Origin of the sequence: Citreicoccus inhibens (assembly GCF_019039035.1) — a bacterium.
In the GTDB taxonomy this organism is placed as follows: Bacteria; Myxococcota; Myxococcia; order Myxococcales; family Myxococcaceae; genus Citreicoccus; species Citreicoccus inhibens.
In genome coordinates, this window is the sequence record NZ_JAHNZT010000020.1 from 61,143 (window position 1) to 79,420 (window position 18,278).

11 protein-coding genes are annotated in these 18,278 nt (G+C 67.0%); all 11 read right to left on the reverse strand.

Translation table 11 applies throughout. The annotated features are described in order from the left end of the window. Positions 1–173: 173 nt before the first annotated feature. The gene (gene hxsB / locus KRR26_RS22375; protein WP_120210743.1) at positions 174–1,616 is read right to left on the reverse strand and encodes a His-Xaa-Ser system radical SAM maturase HxsB; all 1,443 of its coding nucleotides are present in this window, start codon (positions 1,614–1,616) and stop codon (positions 174–176) included. A 14-nt stretch (positions 1,617–1,630) separates the two neighbouring features. After that, complete coding sequence (gene hxsD / locus KRR26_RS22380; RefSeq protein WP_233577530.1) at positions 1,631–1,981, reverse strand: His-Xaa-Ser system protein HxsD; 351 nt, start codon at positions 1,979–1,981, stop codon at positions 1,631–1,633. An 11-nt stretch (positions 1,982–1,992) separates the two neighbouring features. Next, positions 1,993–2,592, reverse strand: a complete 600-nt coding sequence (locus tag KRR26_RS22385) for a hypothetical protein (protein ID WP_217080764.1) — start codon at positions 2,590–2,592, stop codon at positions 1,993–1,995. Beyond that, positions 2,589–4,823, reverse strand: coding sequence for a hypothetical protein (locus KRR26_RS22390; protein ID WP_217080765.1), 2,235 nt, complete (start codon positions 4,821–4,823; stop codon positions 2,589–2,591). Before KRR26_RS22390 ends, KRR26_RS22385 begins: the two co-directional genes overlap by 4 nt. A gap of 28 nt (positions 4,824–4,851) precedes the next feature. Continuing rightward, positions 4,852–7,050, reverse strand: coding sequence for a DEAD/DEAH box helicase (locus KRR26_RS22395; RefSeq protein WP_217080766.1), 2,199 nt, complete (start codon positions 7,048–7,050; stop codon positions 4,852–4,854). 34 nt (positions 7,051–7,084) lie between these two features. Next, positions 7,085–8,425 carry an ATP-binding protein gene (locus tag KRR26_RS22400; RefSeq protein ID WP_217080767.1) on the reverse strand — a complete coding sequence of 447 codons (1,341 nt, stop codon included), beginning with the start codon at positions 8,423–8,425 and terminating at the stop codon, positions 7,085–7,087. After that, entirely contained in the window at positions 8,422–10,551 is a 2,130-nt protein-coding gene (locus tag KRR26_RS22405; RefSeq protein WP_217080768.1) for a tellurite resistance TerB family protein, read from the reverse strand. Before KRR26_RS22405 ends, KRR26_RS22400 begins: the two co-directional genes overlap by 4 nt. Before the next feature lie 1,434 nt (positions 10,552–11,985). Continuing rightward, entirely contained in the window at positions 11,986–12,261 is a 276-nt protein-coding gene (locus KRR26_RS36950; RefSeq protein WP_328707191.1) for a lysoplasmalogenase family protein, read from the reverse strand. Further along, complete coding sequence (locus tag KRR26_RS36955) at positions 12,262–12,408, reverse strand: hypothetical protein (protein ID WP_236069012.1); 147 nt, start codon at positions 12,406–12,408, stop codon at positions 12,262–12,264. Positions 12,409–12,413: 5 nt separating this feature from the next. Then, positions 12,414–12,725, reverse strand: coding sequence for a hypothetical protein (locus KRR26_RS36960; protein ID WP_236069014.1), 312 nt, complete (start codon positions 12,723–12,725; stop codon positions 12,414–12,416). Positions 12,726–12,845: 120 nt separating this feature from the next. Further along, positions 12,846–18,278: an RHS repeat-associated core domain-containing protein gene (locus tag KRR26_RS22415; protein WP_217080769.1), complete on the reverse strand. Its 5,433-nt coding sequence runs from the start codon at positions 18,276–18,278 to the stop codon at positions 12,846–12,848.

Below are 18,278 nucleotides of genomic sequence, written 5' to 3' on the forward strand. Positions count from 1 at the left end.
TCCACGGAAGCCCGGAGGGAGGCGCGCGAGGGGGCGTCGGACAAGGAGAATCTCCTTGTCGCGTGCGGTCGCTGAATCCTCCGTCAGTCCGCGGAGGACTCCGATGAACGGCTCAGAAGAGCGCGGCGCCAGGGGTTTCAACCCGGCCGCGGAGAGGTCGAGGGCGGGCACTGTCAGCGCCACCCCATGAGGATGTCTCGTGCCTGGGCATCGTCCTCGAGCAAGCCAATGAGGTGTCGCAGCACGCCCATCTGCTTCTTGCAGAAGGCGCTGAAAGCCTTGTGTCCCACGGCATCCTTCTTCGTCGCCTGGTGGAAGACCGGATCCGCGCCACAGTAGGGGAGAAAGGCGCAGTCGCTGCACATGGGCGCGCCTTCCGGCATCGTGTCGCTGAGATGGGCCAGCAGCGTCTCGGATGTCATGATGGACTCGTAGGAGTCTCGAGAGAGATGCCCGAGTCGGAAGGAGAAATCGCCCATCTCCGCGAGCATCCGACCCTCGTCGGAGGCATACACCGCGCCGTCGTAGTTGTAGACCAGCGCGCCGATTCCAATGCCCGCGGGCGACTGGAGGTCGACATACGTCGAGCCCCTCGGGGAGAAGATCTTCTGTAGCAGGATGGCGGCGAACTCTTCCTGGAGCGGGTAGCCCTGCGCGTTGATGCGCAGGATATGGGCGAGCCCTCGCTTGTAGAACTCCACCCATGCCTCGACGCCGTACTGGCGTGAAGCACGCTGGCGCACGGCGAACCCATATGGGCTGAGGTTCCTCAGGAAGATGCTGCGGAAGCCCTGCCGCACGTACTCATCGATGATGTCCTCGACACGCTCCATGCTCGCGTGGGTCGTCGTCATCAGCGCGGAGACGCCGTCTGGCCCGAGTGCCTGCCTCGCCCGCTGAATTGCGTCGAGTGTGCGTCGATGGCTGTCCCCTCCTCGGACAGGACGCTGGGCATTGTGGAGATCCTCGGGCCCGTCCAGAGAGGTCGAGAGCAGCACTCCGTGAACTCGACAGAAGTCCAGCACCTCGTCCGTGAGTCGGGAGAGGTTGCTCGCAATCACGAACTGGAGAGCCCGGCCATGCACGGCGTTCATGGCCTTGGCCCGCTCGATGATGTACCGGATGCGTTCGAAGTGGAGCAGCGGCTCCCCACCCTGGAACTCGATCTTGAGGGCGGGAGATGGACTGCGGAACATGAAGTCGAGCGCCCGGTCGGCATGTTCCTGCGACATGTCGAACTCGAGGCGGCCTTCCGCCTGCCGGGACACCTGGCAGTAGGCGCACGAGTGGTCGCAGCGCAGGGTGACCACGAAGATGTGCAGCCCGGTGAAGTTCGCCAACTGCTCCGCGCGGGTCCGATACTTCAGGGCAAGCAGTTCGAGCGCCACGCGTGAGTGTGCGTCGAACAGGAAGTGGCGCGACTTGAGTGCTTGATATGTCGGACGGTCCGGTGGCAGCGAATGGCCAATGAAGTCGACCAACTCCTGCCGGGAGAGCACGACGTATTCGCCGGCGTCGTTCGTGACGACATACCGGGCGGCGTCCAGTCGGCTGAAGCGAACGGGCGCGAGCTGATAGCCCTGCGTGGATTGATACCGGGCGCGGTCATGGAACATGGCGTGCGTCGAATTCAGTCCTGGCGAATCAGGTCCGTACGCGAGAAGGCCTGGGCGACAATCAGGGCACGCAGGGCTCGCGTCTCGTCGCCTACCTGTTCCCGGAGCTCCTGGTCCAGCAGCTCCTGGAAGAACAGCCGCAGGGTCTCCAGCGCGTCTTGCTCAGTGACGGTGGGGGCGAAGATGCAGCGAATGGGGAGGCGCTCCTCCTTGGGTGAGTCGAACACCGCAGTGAATTGCTCCGCGAAGCGGTAGGCGGACTTCTGAATCGCCGCGAGTCGATAGACGCGCAGATCGAGGAGGGTTTGAATCACCCCGTCTCGGAAGATGAAGGGGGATTGTGTCTCGGTGTCCGTCTTCGTCACCTGATCGCTCCTCACCATTCAATCGAGACCTGGCCCGTTTGCCCCGCGACGAGCTCCACCTCGACCGTGGTGGAGCCCAGGAATGGATTCTCGACACGGACCCTGTGCTTGCCCGCAGACAGCCGCATGACTCCCGTCACGTCCACGCCCGCCGGCTTCTCATCGACGAAGATTCGGCCTCCGGGGTACGCGATGAAGGACACCGACGCCGCCTTGGGCGGAGGGGCGGGATGTGTCCTCGGCTCGGACGCGGGATGCACCTTCGGCTCGGATGAGGGATACGTGGTGGGTTCGGGCGGTGGTGGGGCCTTCGGTGCAACTGGGGCAACATAGTCGTCACCGCTGTAGCTTCGACTCCTGCTGCCGCTCCCAGAGTAGTGGCTGCGATGAGAAGAATGGGAGCGATGACCCGCCAGCAGGATCTGGCCCTGCGTGGGAGGCACGACGAGGAGCAGCTCACCCCGCGAGTCCTCTTCATCGCGACGCCTCCAGGTGGGCTGGGCGACCTGGAGCGTGATGCCGGGGACGAGTAGCCCCGAGGGCGCCGCGCCACCCAGCAGGCCCATGAGCGCCGCGCTGACGGAGAGCAGACGGGGAGGTTTCGAGTTCATGGCGACACGTCTCCAATCCGCAGCTCCATCAGGGATGTTCCACTCCATCTCGCCACGAGAGGCACCGCGCCATCCCTCCAGGAGGACTGTGTGGGAGCCTTGCCGGAGAGTGCCTTCGGAGGTGAGGGCAGTTCGACCGAGTGTCCCAGGACACGCGCGAGGAGTGCCTTCGTGGTTTCGGAACCGCTGCCATTGAGGGCTCGCGAGCCCTTGTTCGCGCCCACCAGATATGCGCCCACGCAGCGCCCGTTCTTGAGTGCGCAGAAGAGCGTAACTTCTGAGGTGGTCTTCGTCAGGATGTTGGGCGTGCTCCCCGCCGTCAGGTCCATCAGCGCGATGGCCATGGCTCCGTCGGCGCCGATGAGCGCGATCCGCGCTCGCTCCTCTCGAGCCCACACCGAGGCTTGGTGCGCAAGCTCTCCCAGCTTCGCATCGGATGGGTTTTCCCCCAGCTCGGTGCTGAGCGCGCTTGTCTTGTCGAGGCGCACGACCCACTCCAGGGTGGCGACCTTGGGGCGAGGCGCAGGGGTCAATTGCTCCACGAGTGCCGTGCGTACCTGTCCGAGTTGCTGCTCGCGGCTCGGTGTGGGCTCGGCGCGAAGCGCGGCGGACAGGGCCTTCCATCGGCAGAGATCCGTCCCGCATCCTGCGTACTCCGTGTCGTGGAGACGCGCCGTCAGCTCACCAAAGTCCTTCGCGAATCCTTGCTCGAGCACGGGGCGGGCTGAGGCGAGCACTTCCGATGCGACGTTCACATCCTTGCGCTCGAGCGCTGCGAGAACCTGCTTCCGCGCGAGGGTCTGGAGATGCTGTTCGACCTTCGACCGCTCCGATGAGCCGGGCTTCAGCAGGAGTGCATCCTTGGCGACCGCGTCCACATGAAATTCCTGGAGCGCATGGGCGAGATGGAGCGCTGTCCAGGCCGGTTGGAGCCCAGGCTCCTCAGGGCCGCCCAGTGCGATCAGCTCCAGGTTGGCGTCGTCGAGGCGGCCCTCGGAGATGTGTCGTTGGGCCTCGTCGAGCCTGGGTTCCGATGCCACCGCGAGGACGCCGACCAGGAGCGCGGAGACCGCTGCGCCGATTCCCCATCGTCGCGCCCGTTCCTTCCGTCCCAGGGTCGAGTGCTGGACGAAGCGCTCGGCCAGAATCGCGGATGCACCGAGGACGGTGCTGAGCGCCAACAACAGGCCGTTCCAGAAGTAGACGCCACGCAGGGTGTAGAGCAGTGGCACCCCGATGGCCACCGCGACGAGGGCGGCTCGCGCCGCGAAGACCTTCCGGGCTCGTGCGGCGAACTGCCGGTCTGCGGCGACGGGGGGCGGGAGCATCCGCTGGCCCTCGAACCCAATCGCTGTCGGGGGCGCGTCCGTGATGGCGTATGAGACGCGCGCGGTGGGGACGTCGAAGACCTGGAAGCTCTGGCGAGTGATGCGCTCTCGCGACTTGAGTCCGACCTGGGTCTTTCCCCAATGCGCCTGGAGCCAATCGGCGGAAAAATGGGGTGCGACCTTCTCCCGGGTCAGTACGCCGTTCGCGGTGATCTGGCCCACGAGCTTCGCGTCCTTCTCCATGTCTCCAGTCGTCCACTCCAGTCGGCGCAGTTCCTCGTCTTCCGTCATCACCAGGAAGTCGAAGCGGACTGCCTCGACGAACTCGAGCCAGCGCTGTTCCCGGCCGGACCCGCTGCACGTCGAGCAAGACAGCCGGCCTCCAAAACAGCGACGACAAGGCACCATCCCTGTCGCACCGCACGCCTTGCAGTTCATGAGCCGGCGGGAGCCGTTCGAGGCCCGGCCATAGGCCTTCCGGGAGCCTCCGCAGTGGGAACAACGAAGCTCTGCTCTGCCTCCGCAATCGGCGCAGGCGACATCGCCTCGTCCATCGCACGGAGTGCACGCGAGGACGGAGAGGCTGCTCTCGCGGAGGCTCGCTTGTGTCTCCTCCCAAGGGTCCACGCTGTCCGCGCTTCGCCTCACGCCCGTGACACGCGGCGAGCCCTGGGCCGTGCTTTCCTTCCACACCACTTGCCGCTCGGTGATGATGGAGTAGAGGCGACAGGCCCTGCGCACCTGCGGCTCCACCGTGCGGATGAAGTCGGTCGGATTCGCCGGGGGGACGGGCAATCGGCGCGTCCAGTTCGAGAAGGCCTGGACGGCGGCGTGCTGGATGGCCTCCTCGCCCTCGAGAGGCATCGGGTCGACTGCCTGGGATTCGTGAGATGGATGGCTCATGGGAGACAGGGCCTCATCAGGGGAATCGTCACTGCAACACCTGCTGGGCAGCCCGCAGCGCTCCCTGGACATCCAGGTACCGCGCGGCATAGTCGCGAGCGAGCAGCTCCTCCGGCACGAAGCCGTCGTGCTTCTCGAGGGCCATGTTGGCCACGTAGCGGGTGAGGGACTCAGCTCGAGGTTCGCCCGCTGCTACGAGCGCGCGCAGGGCGCTTTCCACGTCGGATTGTTGCCCTTCCACGCTGAGCACTGGCCCCAAGGTCTCCACCGCCAACCCATGCGCCCGGAGCGCGAGCGCCAGCGTGTGCACCACCGCGTCGCCAGCCCACGGGAAGACATGGACCTGCCGACCGGAGGCCACGATGGCTCGCTCGCTGAGCCTCCAGCGCCGGAAGGTCGCGCGAGCTTCCGTCAGCAGCTCCTGTGCGCGCGCATCCAGGTAGCGGGGCAGGGTGTCGCTGGCATAGACCGAGCGCATCTGTTCCCGGACCCGGTCATGCACACCGCCCACGCCGGTCGACTCGAACATGGGGACTCGCCCCGCGGGCGCGGGCTCCAACTCCACGACCTTCTCGTCTCCCTGCACGGCAAGCACTCGCCACCGCCGTCCGCCGAAGATGAGGTACGTGCCGACGAAGAGCGGCTGGTCGATGGGCATCGTGCCCAACGTGCGTCCTCCGCTCACCAGCCGGAACTCCTCCACCGAGGCGAAGGCCGCATAGAAGCTGTAGTGGTTGACGAGCCGCTCACCGACTCGCCCCAACAGCAGGGTCCCATCCGAGGACTGCGAGATCAGCTCCCGTTGTCCCAAACCCCGCAGGAAGCTCGCGAAGTCATGGCGCGCCACCCTCGCGAAGGGACCTTGGTGACACAGCGCCAGGAATGCCTCGCCTGCCTTGACGCCGCCATGCTGGGCGATGAGCGAGAGCAGTTGCTGCACCAGCGTTGAGAAGTGGTAGGCCCCCGACGCGGGGGGCTCGAACCAGTTCGTCAAGAGCAGGTCGAGCATGGCCACGGATTGGACCAGTCGCACGCGGAGTTGGTCCGGCAGTGGGCTGGTGCTCGTCAGCTCGGCTTCCTGCAGATACATCCGGAGCACGGCGGGTCCGCCCTTCCGGCCACTTCGCCCCAGGCGCTGACGGAGGCTGGCCACTGAGGGAGGGACTCCCACCTGCGCGATGCTCTGCACCGCGCCCACATCGATGCCCATCTCCAGCGTGGTGGTGCACACGAGGCTGACGGGGCGCTGCTTGGCCTTGAGCGCGCTCTCCGCTTCTTCGCGCAGCTCCTTGGAGAGGTTGCCGTGGTGCGGGAAGAACTCGTTGGGCAGCCGCGCCTCTTCACACATGCGGCGCAACAAGTCCGCGTAGAGTTCGACGTTCGCCCTGCTGTTGGCGAACACGAGGTTGTGTGTCCCCCTCAGCGTCTTGAAAAGGTGGGCCCCCACGTCGTGCTCGTCCTCGGGCCTGCCGTCAGCGGGCTCAGGGCCACCTGGCCCCCTATTCGAATCGTCTTCGCTGGAGGCGAGCTGCCGCGCATCGGGCGCGCGCCTGCGATAGCCCCTGAGCTGAAGGAGCAGCTCTCCACCGCCCGCGGTGGAGTTGCACAACTGGACCTTCGCGCCACCGCCGGGCCGGATGAATTCCGCGGCCAGTGACATATCGCCCAGCGTGGCGCTGAGGCCCACTCGCGGCACGGTGCGACGCAGCGTCAGTTCGAGTCGATGCAGGAGCGATTGGAGCTGGCAGCCGCGCTCGGTGCCAATGAAGGCATGCAGTTCATCGATGACAATGACCTCCAGTCCCGAGAACAGTCCCACGAGCGAGGAGCCCTGGCGGATGAAGAGTGCCTCGAGCGACTCCGGCGTGATGAGGAGAATGCCCGCGGGCGACTTGAGCAGCTGCGCCTTGTGTCCCTGGGAGACATCACCGTGCCAGCGATGCACGGGGATGCCAAGCCCCGTGCAGAGCCCGTCCAGCCGCTCGAACTGGTCATTGATGAGCGCCTTGAGCGGGCCAACGTAGATGGCGCGCACGCTCCCGCCGGCCGCATCGGCCAGCCGGCTGCAAATGGGCAGGAAGGCGGCCTCCGTCTTCCCGCTGGCCGTCGATGCCGAGAGGATGACGTCGTGCGTCCCCTCGAGGATGGGAGCGATGGCTGCCTCTTGAATGCCTCTCAGCTCCTTCCACCCCTGCGTCCATACCCAGCGCTGCACCTGGGCGTGCAAGCGTTGGAAGGCGCTCGAGGTGGCGCCGCTCGGGTCAGAGCTTGAAGGATGCGAGCTCATCATCTGCTCCGGACACAGGGCTCCCCGCCTCGGTCTCGGTCAGGGGCGCCAGGTCGGGATTGACGTCCGCGGCGAATTCCACGCCGCCGAGCAACTCCTTCCAGTTCGCGCTCGGGTTCTGTTCGAGCACGGCCAGGAGATTGATGAAGGCGGTGACGGTGCTCCGGGGCGTGCGGAAGTAGGCCTCGCCGATCCGTTCGGAGCAGTGGGTCATGAAGCCCTGGAGTCCCTCGTCGGGCAGGCGCTGTGCAGACGTGTCTCCGGCGGAGTAGACATGCCTCAGTTTGGTGAGCAGGACGTACAGGTCCTCGGGGGTGAGGTTGGCCAGCCGGAGGACCGGGGAGCTGTAGTCAACCATGCTGCCCACCGCGAAAGTGTTCTGGGCCAGTCGGGACTGGAGCGCCTCGTAGCTGTAGAGGCCACGGCGTGTGTCCATGAGGAACTCCGGTGTCCCTCCCAGGATGAAGCCCAGACCTTCGGCGCTCCCCTGGAGACAATCATTGAGGATGCGGAGGATCTGCTCGTAGTTGGATGCGCGTGCTTTGGTATTGGCCAGCTTGTAGAGGTTGACCAGCTCATCCAGGCACACCAAGAGCCCGTCATAGCCAGACAGACGGACGAATCGGGCCAGGAGCTTCAGTTGATCGTAGACATCCGCGTCGTCGATGATGGTGCGGACTCCGAGTGCCTTGCGCGCATCGGTGCGCGTCGAGAACTCGCCGCGCAGCCACTTCACGGCGTCCGCCTTGAGCACCTCGTTGCCGCTGTCGTGGCCGCGCCAGTAGGCGGCGATGACCTCCGCGAAGTCGTACCCGCCCACCAGTTCTGACAGTGCGGCGAGCTTCTCCCGGATGACCACCTCGGCATTCTGGTTGCGGCTCTTCGCGTCCGTGAGGGCGCTGGAGACGAAGCGCTCCACGACGCTGGCGAGCGCGCCGCCCTCAGGGCGGGCTCGGGTGGCCAGATTGCGCATCAGCTCCGCGTAGAGTCCGCGAGCCTTGCCGTCCGTTGCGTGGATGCGCCGGTCGGGATTGAGGTCCGCGTGCAGGGTGACGAGCCGCTTCTCCAAGGCGATGGAGCGGATGAGATTGAGGAAGAACGTCTTGCCAGAGCCGTACTCGCCGATGACGAAGCGGATGGCACTTCCTCCCTCGGCGATTCGCTCGACGTCGCGGACCAGGGCCCGGACTTCCTCCACTCGACCGACCTGGATGTGTTGTTGACCCACGCGAGGCACCACACCCGCGCGCAGCGACTGGACGATGGCGTCCCGATCCTTGGGCCTGATGCGTCCCTGCGGTGTCGCGTCTGTCATGACATCATCTCCTTGACCGCCAACTCATTGAGCTGAAGTGTTTCGTCGCCCTCGAGGATGGGCTCGCCGCATACCTCGAACGCCGCATCGTTGATGACGTCCAGCGCGCCGTCGGGAAGCAGGCCGAGTCCGCTGGCGAGCCTCTCCACCTCCGAGCGCGGCCACTCCGGCTTCGCGACGAGCGCGCGCAGGAGGGAGGTGTGCAGGGCATCCAGACCCGCGACCCCTGACGCGGTTGCGGATGGGCTCACCGGAGCCTCGTGAGGTGAGGTGTCCTCATCCGCGAAGATGCTGCCCAGGAGACTGGAGACCGCAGCGGTCTCCACCAGCTTGGCCTGGACACTCCGCATGTCGAGCGCCAGCCGGTCGCTTTTCTCGGGAGGCTGTGCCGGGAGGGTAAAGCCTTGTTCCGGCGTGCCAGCCAGTCGCATGGAGACGGGCCCGGTCGCCGGCGGGGGACGGGCCGCCGAGGCAGCGTGGATCTTCGAGTAGACGCTGTTCTCGTCCAGTCCCAGCATGGCGTAGAGCTTCGACAGGGTCTTGATCTCCTGGGGGGATACGTTGCCGTCCGCCATGGCGACGTCGACCAGGAGGTTTCCGAGTGATGTCCGGGCCTCGGGTGTCAGGGCTTCCACGCGCTTCTTGTGGCCTGTGCTGGAGGCAGGCCTCGCGAGCAGCCACGCGATATGGGCCCGGAGCCGGACTGTCTCCGCGGCGAGCAGCCCTGGTGCCATGTCCACCCACGCTTCCATGCGCGTGACTTCTTCTGGGGAGACCGTTCCATCGGCGGTCGCCACGGCGCCGGCGAGGTGGAGCATGGCGAGCGTCGACAGGTAGCTCGGGGAAGGCGCGCTCGGTGAGTCGGGAGGGAGCGCGAAGATGCGGGCGGACTCGTCGGCCGAGAGCACCGCGCCGCCCATGCGAGGGTCAGGCTCCATGCCGTAGCCCAGCTTCTCGAGCGCCTGCGCGAGGCCCACGGCCTCGGACTTGGAGAGTTTGTTGGCGGTTGCGGTGGGCCAGTGCTTCAGCAACTCGGAGGCGGCGACTGGCGCTGAGCCGCCGCTTCCCAAGGCTTGTCGTAGGACCGCGCGGAGCGCCTGTACATCCGACCCACCCTCCATGGAGGTCGCCAACTCGGGAGGGAGCAGCGCCAGGGCGCTCATGCTGTTGCGCGCGTCGGGGTTCTTCCCCACCCAGCGACTGTAGGACTCAAGCGAATTGCAGCAGTCCTCGATGAGTGCGCGGACGGGTTTGAGAGACGTCTCCGAGGCCTCGTTGACGGACGTCGATGCCAGTCGCACGGGGCCTCCGAAAGAGGCGCTCGCGGGGCTGTAGCGGGCCTCCACCTTCGCCTTCCTGGCTCGCGGGACGGTGCCCGCGCCGAGGTCTCGCTGATAGCGCGCGCGGAAGAGGGCCTGGAACTCCTCGGGGCAGCGGGTGGCGGGTGTTCGCAGTGGGGTGTCACTGGCCTCCACGGCCCATGCCAGGGCCCAGTCCGCTGGGAGTGCGAGCCCCTGAGTGGCGGCGGCGCCCACGGCCATGCGCACATCGAACGAAGCTGCGCCGGCGTGCCTCAGTGTGAACTGGGGGACCTCCTTCAACAGACCGCTCTCGCCGGTGCGACGCACGCGGAGGACGTCGAGGAGGGCTGAGGCGTAGCTCCGGAACGAGTTGCTCGCCCTGTAGACGTCGAGGAGACCTTGGACCTCGTCTTCGATGAGTCGGGCCTCGGCGAGGGCGTCGGGGTCCGTGCCGAGGTCGTGAATCACGCGCCGTTCCAGTCCATAGAAGAACAGGAAGACAAAGCCGACATAGGCACCGGGTTGGCGACGTCCGCCTGCGAGCCATTCGAGGTATCCCGCCCGCGAGGCGGGCGAGACCTCCGAGTACGAGGGCCAGTACCCCATGCCCTCTCCGTCGCGATTCGGTCGCGAGGCGACCTGAAGTTTGGGCTGGATGAGGGCGGGCTCGGTGCCCGGCGCATTCACGGCGCGCAGCTGTGGTCCCACATAGAGCATTCCGCCTTTGAGCGCGTACCCGGCAATCTCGATGGACTGTCCTGGCGGAATCCAGCGCGTCGGCTGCGGCGCGGTGGGCGACACCGTGGGCGCAGAGGCGGCTGGCACGGGCGCGACGGATTCACTGGGGCGCGCAGGAGCGCTGCTGGACGCGGGCTCCTTGATGGGCGTGGATACGGCGGTTGGGCCTGCGTTGACGCGCTGTACACGCCCGTCGGTCTTCTGTGGCGGTGCGGACTCCCCTCGCATCTCGATGGGGGCGGACGGCGCTGGGACACTGGCCGCACGCATTGGGCTCGCAGGTCCCTCACGGGGCGTGGTCGGTGTGGAGGCACTCCCTGTGAAGGCGTGCGTGGCGCGTCTGAACTCCGGTGGGGGATCATCTGGGATGTGGGCCCTGAGGCCCGGGGCGATCGTCGGTGCGCTTGCCGTCTCGAATCGCAGGGCGATGGGGGAGGAGTCCGGCGCCGAGGACGCGGAGCCGATAAGGCGGGCACCGCCGGCACGGGCCTGCTGCGCGGCCTTCCATCGGGCATTGAGCTTGTTGAGCCAGACAATGCCTCCCCACGCCCCAAGCCCAACGACGACCAGACAACACAGCGTCCCGCCGACTCCGTCTGATTGAGCTGCGGCCACCAGGGTCGGCAGCGCCCGTATCCATACCCCCATTGTGTCGCTCCCCGCCTGGTGCCGAAGGACGGCTACCGCTCATGGCTGACCCTACCTGCGCGGCGCAGGGTACAGAGATACAGGCAAGGGTGTGAGGGAAAGACATTCGCGGCGCCTCACTCCGGAGTGGTATTCCCATCGGTGTGGTCATGACCCAGCATGGGTCTGAACGGTCTCGCAGGGAGGCCGTGACACCTGGATGAGGGATACGAGGCCGGCTCGGGTCAATGTTGAGGGCGCGGGGAATGCCAATGCAATCGCAGGGGAAGTCTTGCCAGCGGATGGGCAGTCATCGGGGCACTTTGGTTTGCAGGAGTCCTGGCCGAGATGGACTCAGCGCGAGGCTTCTATGGCGTTTCTTCATGCGATGCCTGTTGTCATGCTGGGGTGATTCCTCCCAGATGTGTCTGAGCGTCTGTCTGGGAGCAGCAGCTGCTGTGCGAACGCAGCGTGGTCCAGGGCTCGAATCCTGGACCACGCCGGAGGCGCGGTGAGGAGCCTCAGTAGCAGTACGTGTTGCAATACGGCTCGCCGGTAGGCTGCGAGCAGCAGATTTCGCCGTTGCCGCACGTGCCGTTGACGCACGCGGGCCGACAGCGATCCACGGCCCAGGCACACACCGTTGAACCCGGGCAGGCGCCCGACGGGTATTCACACGCGAGTCCCTGTTCGACACTCCCGAGTGAGTCGCCAGTTTGCAGGGGCTCGGACCCGCAGGCCGTGAGGCCAAGCGTGCACATCGCCACGATACAAAGCGTCCGCCACATGGTGAACCTCCTGATGATTCGGGGATGAATCCAGGATTATACGGCTGAACACCGTAGGACCGATAATCGGTGGTGAGTCTCGTTTGACCGTCTCTGGGTTCGCGGCTCACGCCACGGTGGGGCGTGGCGGATGGGCTGGGGGTCGCGGGGGCTCGCGCGCCGAAACGGCGATGCTCACCTGGGCCGCCCAATACAACGCCATGAGGCGTGGCGTGCGGCTCACGTGGAGGTATCCCGCGGTGTAGCCCAGATGAGCGAGCAGGAATGCACCCAGCCCTGGCAGGAAGAACTCGGGCCCCGCCTCCAGCAACAGGTCACCCAGCAGTGCCAGGCTCAGGCCGGCCCCAATCCAACGGGCGTAGCGCGTCCGAGGCGGCCAAATTCACAGGAGGAGGCAGAGCATCGGCAGTGCCTTGGCCATCATCCGGAGGCCCGGCGGAGGCAGGCCCAGCGGGAGCAGGAACCCCACCACGCCCGTGAGGCCCACCACCGCGAGGAGCTTCGTCACGCCGCTGGATGCACCGTGCATGGGCCTCAGAGTTTCAGGAAGAGCAGCGCGAACGACGTGAGGCCCGACACCTGATAGGCGATGGGCAGGATCCTGTCCACCCACGACTCCGCGACCGACCTGTGTCTCCACAGGAGGACGGCGCGATGGGCCAGATGGAGAACGGCCGACAGCGCGAACGCCGGCCACGCGTACCAGAAGAGCACCACCCCGCGGAATGCGTCGCCGCATGCGACGACCGCGAACACCGCCACGATCGCGAGCATGGACAGCACCAGCAGCCCCCACTCCTTCCAGGTGGAGGGGAACATCGAGATGGAGACGCGCGTCGATTTCATGGCGACAACCCGTTGACTCCGTGGCCCATGCTCATGGAAACACAGCACCCCGGGGCGGCGAATCCATTTCGCCACCCCGGGGTTGAGGCCCGACACGCGGTGTCGAGCCGGAGTGATTCGTTACAACTCCCACGCCCACGTCTTGCAACCGAGCGGCCCCATGCTGAAGCCCGCCCCGGGGCCAATCACGGCGCCGTACGTATCAGGGTGCAGAATGTCGTGTCCCTCGACGAACCCCGTGACGCCCACGCCTGCTCCCGCGGAGATGAAGCCGCCCGCACTCCAGCCTTCGAAGTCGGCCAGGGTATGGGTATCCGTGACCCATCCGAAACCCACGCCGCATCCCAGGTGAGGCTTCTTCCAGTCTCCCGGCGGAACGGCGGCGAATCCACAGACACTCGTGACCGCGACGGTGAAGGGCGCGGACGTGCAGTTGTAGATGCCTCCGAATCCGAGCCCGCCGAATCCGCCGATGGTCACCTCGCCCAGGGCGATGGGCGCCCCTATCCAGAATCCGCCCGGGCAGCGCGAGGCCAGACCATCGGGATCCACGAACCCCAGGGGGTTGTTCTGGGCATAGCCATACGCGGGGACCGCTCGTCCCTGTAGTGCCATCTGGGCCACGTACGTGGGGGAGCGCAGGAGCGGCTCGGGCTGCAGGAACCGGCCCGTCTCCGCGTCGTAGTAGCGGTTCCGGAAGTAGTGGAGGCCGGTGCCGTCCTCCTCGCGTCCCGTGAACGTGCGCGTGTTGCCAGCGGCGCTCCCCGTGTGCGTGGACGCACCGTAGGGCTCGTAGCTGTACTCGGCGCTCAGCGCCCCTGCGTCGTCGGACAGGGCCACCGTCGAGCCGAGCACGTCAGTGAGGAAGTCATGCGTGCCCGAGGGGCTCTGCCGGCTGTACGCCTCGTCCATGCCGAGCCCGGTGAGCAACTGGGTGGAGACACCGTTGCTCCGCTCCTCGATGGTGTTGGCGCCGCTGTAGAGGTAGTCCGTGGAGACGCCCGCCACCGTCTTGCGCGAGCGCCGGCCCATGGGCTCGTAGGCGAACTCCGCGAGCGTGGCCAGACTGTCGCTGACCCGCTCGAGGTGGCCGCGCACGTCCCAGGTGTAGTTCTTGAGTCCATCGGAGACGAGGTTGCCATTGGCATCGTAGGTGAGCGTGCGGCCCTTCCAGGTCGTCAACTGGCTCGCCGCGTCGTACACCGCTCCGGCGACCGATTGGGGCAGGCCGGTTCGCGCGAAGGTCCCTCCAGTCGAGACGCGGTCACCGTTCGCGTCGAAGCCGTAGGACAGGTCGCCCAGGACCGTGGTGCCCCGGCTGTACTCGATGCGCGTGAGCGTGCCGCTGGCGTCGTAGGTGTAGCGTTGGGTCACGCCGCCCGGCAGGGTGGTGGAGGCGCGGCGGCCAGAGGCGTCATATGTGAAGGCGACCGTGCGGCTTCCCTGCGTGATGGTGGTCAACCGGCCCGCGTCGTCATAGGCATAGACCCCCAGGGCTTGCCCCGGCGCCGACACCCCCGTCAACCGGTTGGCGGCGTCGTAGGTGTAGCCCACCGCTCCGTTGGGCGTCACGTTCTCCACGAGCCGGTCGAGAGGATCGTAGGTGAAGGTGACGACCGGCCCCAGGCTGTCCTCGACGCGGTTGAGGCGCTGAACGCTGTCGTACGCGTAGCTGAGCGAGTTGGTGAACGCCTGGGGGCTGGTGGCCGTGGCACCGAACCCGCGTGACGTCAGCCGGCCCGCGGCGTTGTAGTTCCAGCCGCTCACTTGCCCCTTCCGGTCTCGGAAGGACGTCAGGCGGCCCGCCAGGTCATAGCCGAACGCCTCCGTGCGCCCGAGCGGATCCATCCGCTCCGTCAACTGGCCCAGCGCGTTGTAGCTGTAGAGCGTCTCCTTGCCCCGCGGGTCCTTCACCCGCGTGAACTTGCCAGTCTTGTCATAGGTAAAGGCTGTGGCGTGGCCGAGCGGGTTGGTGTGCCGGGTGAGCCGGTCCCGGGCATCGTACTGGTATCGGTCCACCTGTCCGCCGGGGCTGCGGCGGGCCACCATGCGCCCGAGCGCGTCACGGATGAACTCCGTCGTCCGCCCTCCTGCGTCTGTCAGCGCGACGAGGTCCGCCCCTTCATAGCCATAGGTGATGGCCCCGTCCGTGCCGATCCTCACGGAAGTCAAACGCCCCTGAGAGTCGTGCGTGTACTCCGAGACGCGCCCCGTTGGGTCCTCGACCCGCGCGAGGTTGCCCGCCTCGTCATACCGATACACTGTCAGGTGGCCGAGCTCGTCCCGGACGCTCGTGAGCTTGTTGTCCGCCGTATAGGTGTACTGCATCGTGACCGCGTTGGGCGTGCCTGCCAGATGCGTCGCCTGGGTCACGTTGCCCCGCGCGTCATGCACATACTCGGTCCGGCGCCCCGCGAAGTCGGTCGTGGCCACGCGCCGCCCATTGGTGGGCGCGACATCGAACGTCGTCACCCGCTCCTCGGGCCTGCCGGCAGGGTACGCATCCCGGACGATGTAGCCCGAGTTGAAGTCCACGCGCCGCACGAGGCCCGCGCGGTCCTTCACTTCCGTGCGGATCACCTGCTCACCGTCGCGGACATCGCAGGGGCCGTTGGGGTAGCACTGCACGACGAGGTTCGGCGTGTAGGTGAACTCGAACGTGCTGCCATCCACGAGCGTCTGCTTCGAAACGCGTCCCCGGCTCCCGTACTCGTTCTGGATGACGAGCCGGTTCTCCTCGTCGACGACGGTCGCCATGAAGTTGGACGCGTTGTAGGTGTACTTCCGCGTGCCGCCCGCGGCGTCCGTTACCTGCAGCAGGCGCCCCTGGGTGTCGTAGGCATAGGCCACGACACGGCCGCCGCTGTCCTTCGCCTGGGTGGTCAGCGAGTTGGTGTCGATGGTGAACTCCACCCAGCGACCGGACGGCCCGTCGATGCGGGTGATGGGGCCCGAGGTGCCATTCTGGCGTGTGATGAGCACCACGTTGCCATGGGGATCCGCCACCTCAGCCAGGCGATGTGCGTGGTTGAAGCTCAAGCGCTGGCCATTGCGGAAGGTCAGGTCCCAACCCATCAGTCGCGAGTTGTAGGTGATGCGCGAGCCAGACCAGGGGCCCGGGTACGTCGTCTCGAACACCGCGTCCGGGTAGTTCGTGCCGGGCGAGATGCGCTCATAGCGAATGCGCGTGCCGTCGGGATTGACCAGTTCGTACTGCGTGAAGTCGCTCGTGGGCCTCCAGAGGAACACCTCGTAGTTGGACGTCATGCCGACGCCAAACTGCCGCCGCGTGAGGTCCAGGGAGCGATAGGTGCGCTCCATCCGGATGGGGACGATGTCCTGAACGACCAAGTCTACGTCCGTAGTGAGGAATTGGCCGGAGGAAAGCATGACAGGGTCTCCGCCCGTCAGACTTCCCGGGGCCCCCGCGGATCCGCCGTTGCACCCGCCGCCACCACCACCTCCTCCTCCGCCGCCACCGCCACAGCATTCCGTGTTGCAGCCGCCGCCCACGGGGGGAGGCGGCGCGTCAGGGTTGCTGAAGCCGGCGCCGACGAAGCCATACAGGGCCACGCCGTCATCGGGAATGACCTGGCGGGCATCGGCGCTGATGCTGCCCAGTCCATACGCAATCCATCCGCTGCCGTTGGCGTCGTAGTTCCAGAAGTTGGCCTTCGCTCCGGGCAACTCGCCGCGATAGTTGGCGTAGTACAATCTGGCGCCGCTGAAGCCCGGCGTCAGGCCTTCGAAGCGCGCGTCTCCTGGCTGGAGTGTGAAGTACAGCGGCATCTCCAGGTTTGGCAGCGGGAAGGGCGCCTGGTTGATGGGGATGGGGGTGATGTTGATCTCCGTCAGGATGTTGCCGGCCCGGTCACGCACCACCGTGCCCGGCGGCAGTCGCAGCTCCAGGCCGGGGATGGCCGGAGTGGTCAACGCCACCTCCTCGGTGGTGGGGCTGGGCATTGACACGGTGCCCTGAGGATCCAATCGGGGCATCCACACCGTGTGGCCCAGCGGGTTGGTGTGTCCCTCCTCCACGTCTACATGCATGAAGAAGAGGCCGTAGCGGACGTTGCCGTGGTTGGCGGTCTGGCCATTGACCTCCAGCGTCTGACTGCCGGGCTTGAGGCCCGCCACGAGGAATCGGCCCTCGGAGTCCGTCTCGGTGGCCACGCCTCGCACCACCACGCGCACGCCCGCCAGCGGCTTGCCGTTGAGGCGCAGCACGCGGCCGGAGAGCGCGGTGACTCCCGCCGGCGCCTGCAGCGGTTCGACCGGCGTCACCTTCGGCTCGTGCGAGCGCCAGCTGCCAGTGAAGTTCTCCGGGCCCGGCAGCCACGTCTCCCCATCGTCGAAGAGCGGCCGCTCCGGTGCGCGCCAGTCGTAGCGACCGTTCGCTCCCTTCTTCTCCGTGGGGCGCAGCGAGGCGACGGGTTGAGCCTTCGCCGCGGCGCGCCCCATCTCTGGCCTGGGCAGCCGGACATCATGGGCGCCCATCCCAGCGGCCAGCGAGGCCGTGGTGAAGCCCACCGTGGTGAGCGGCAGCGCCGCGTCGGCTTCATCCTTCAGTCCTTGCACATAGAGGGTGTAGGCCGTGGCCGGCAGCAGCGCCTGCTCGGGGCGGATGAAGATGAGTCGGCCGCTCTCGGCATAGGTGACGTTCGCCTCCACCGCGCCCAGCGGCCCGGAGAGGATGACCGCCTCCGCGTCCCCCGGTAGCACGGGGTGGCTCAGTCGCACGCTCAGCAGGCTCTGCACGGGCACCGCGTGGGCGCTGTCGCCCGGGATGGAGCCCGCCACGGTCAGCGCGCGGTCCACTTGCAGCAGACGCTCGCGCTCGGTGGCATCCAGCCGCACAAAGCGCTGCGTGCTCGGGTCGAACAGCTCCGCGGTGGGGGTCGAGCCCGGCGCGTCTCCGCCTGTCAGCAGGACCCGCCCATCCGGCAGCAGCACGGCCGAGTGCCCCGCGCGAGCTGTCTGCATGCGGGACGACAGCCGCGTTACTTGCAGCGTGCGGGAGTCGAGGACCTCCGCCGTGTCGCTGGCGGCGCCCCCGTCGGTCTCTCCGCCCGCGAGCAGCACGCGGCCATCGGTCAGCAGGGTGGCTGTATGTCGAGCGCGAGGCGACAGGTGCACCTCCATGGCGGTGGTGAAGGCCGGGGCCTCGGGCGCGAACCATTCCGCGTTCGTGACGAGTCGTCCGTCCGCGCCACGGCCGCCCGCTACCAGGACGCGGCCTCCCGGCATCACCGTCGCCGTCTGGCCGAAGCGCGCACGCGCAAGGCCTTGCACGAGCGGTTCGGATGCGGCGCCATCCCGCTGGAGCGCCGCCCAGGTCGAGGCCTTCTTCGCGTCGCCCCCACCGAGCAGCAGCCACCGACCGTCGGACAGTCGCGTCGCGCTTTGCCCACCGAGGGTTGCGGGTGTGCCCGCGATGAGCGCCTGGACCGCGTCGCTGGGGACTTCTGCGAAGGGCACCTCGTCCGCGCAGCCCACCATGGCCGCCAGGACCAGGCTGCATGTTGTGATTGAGAAACGTTTCACTCGAGACAT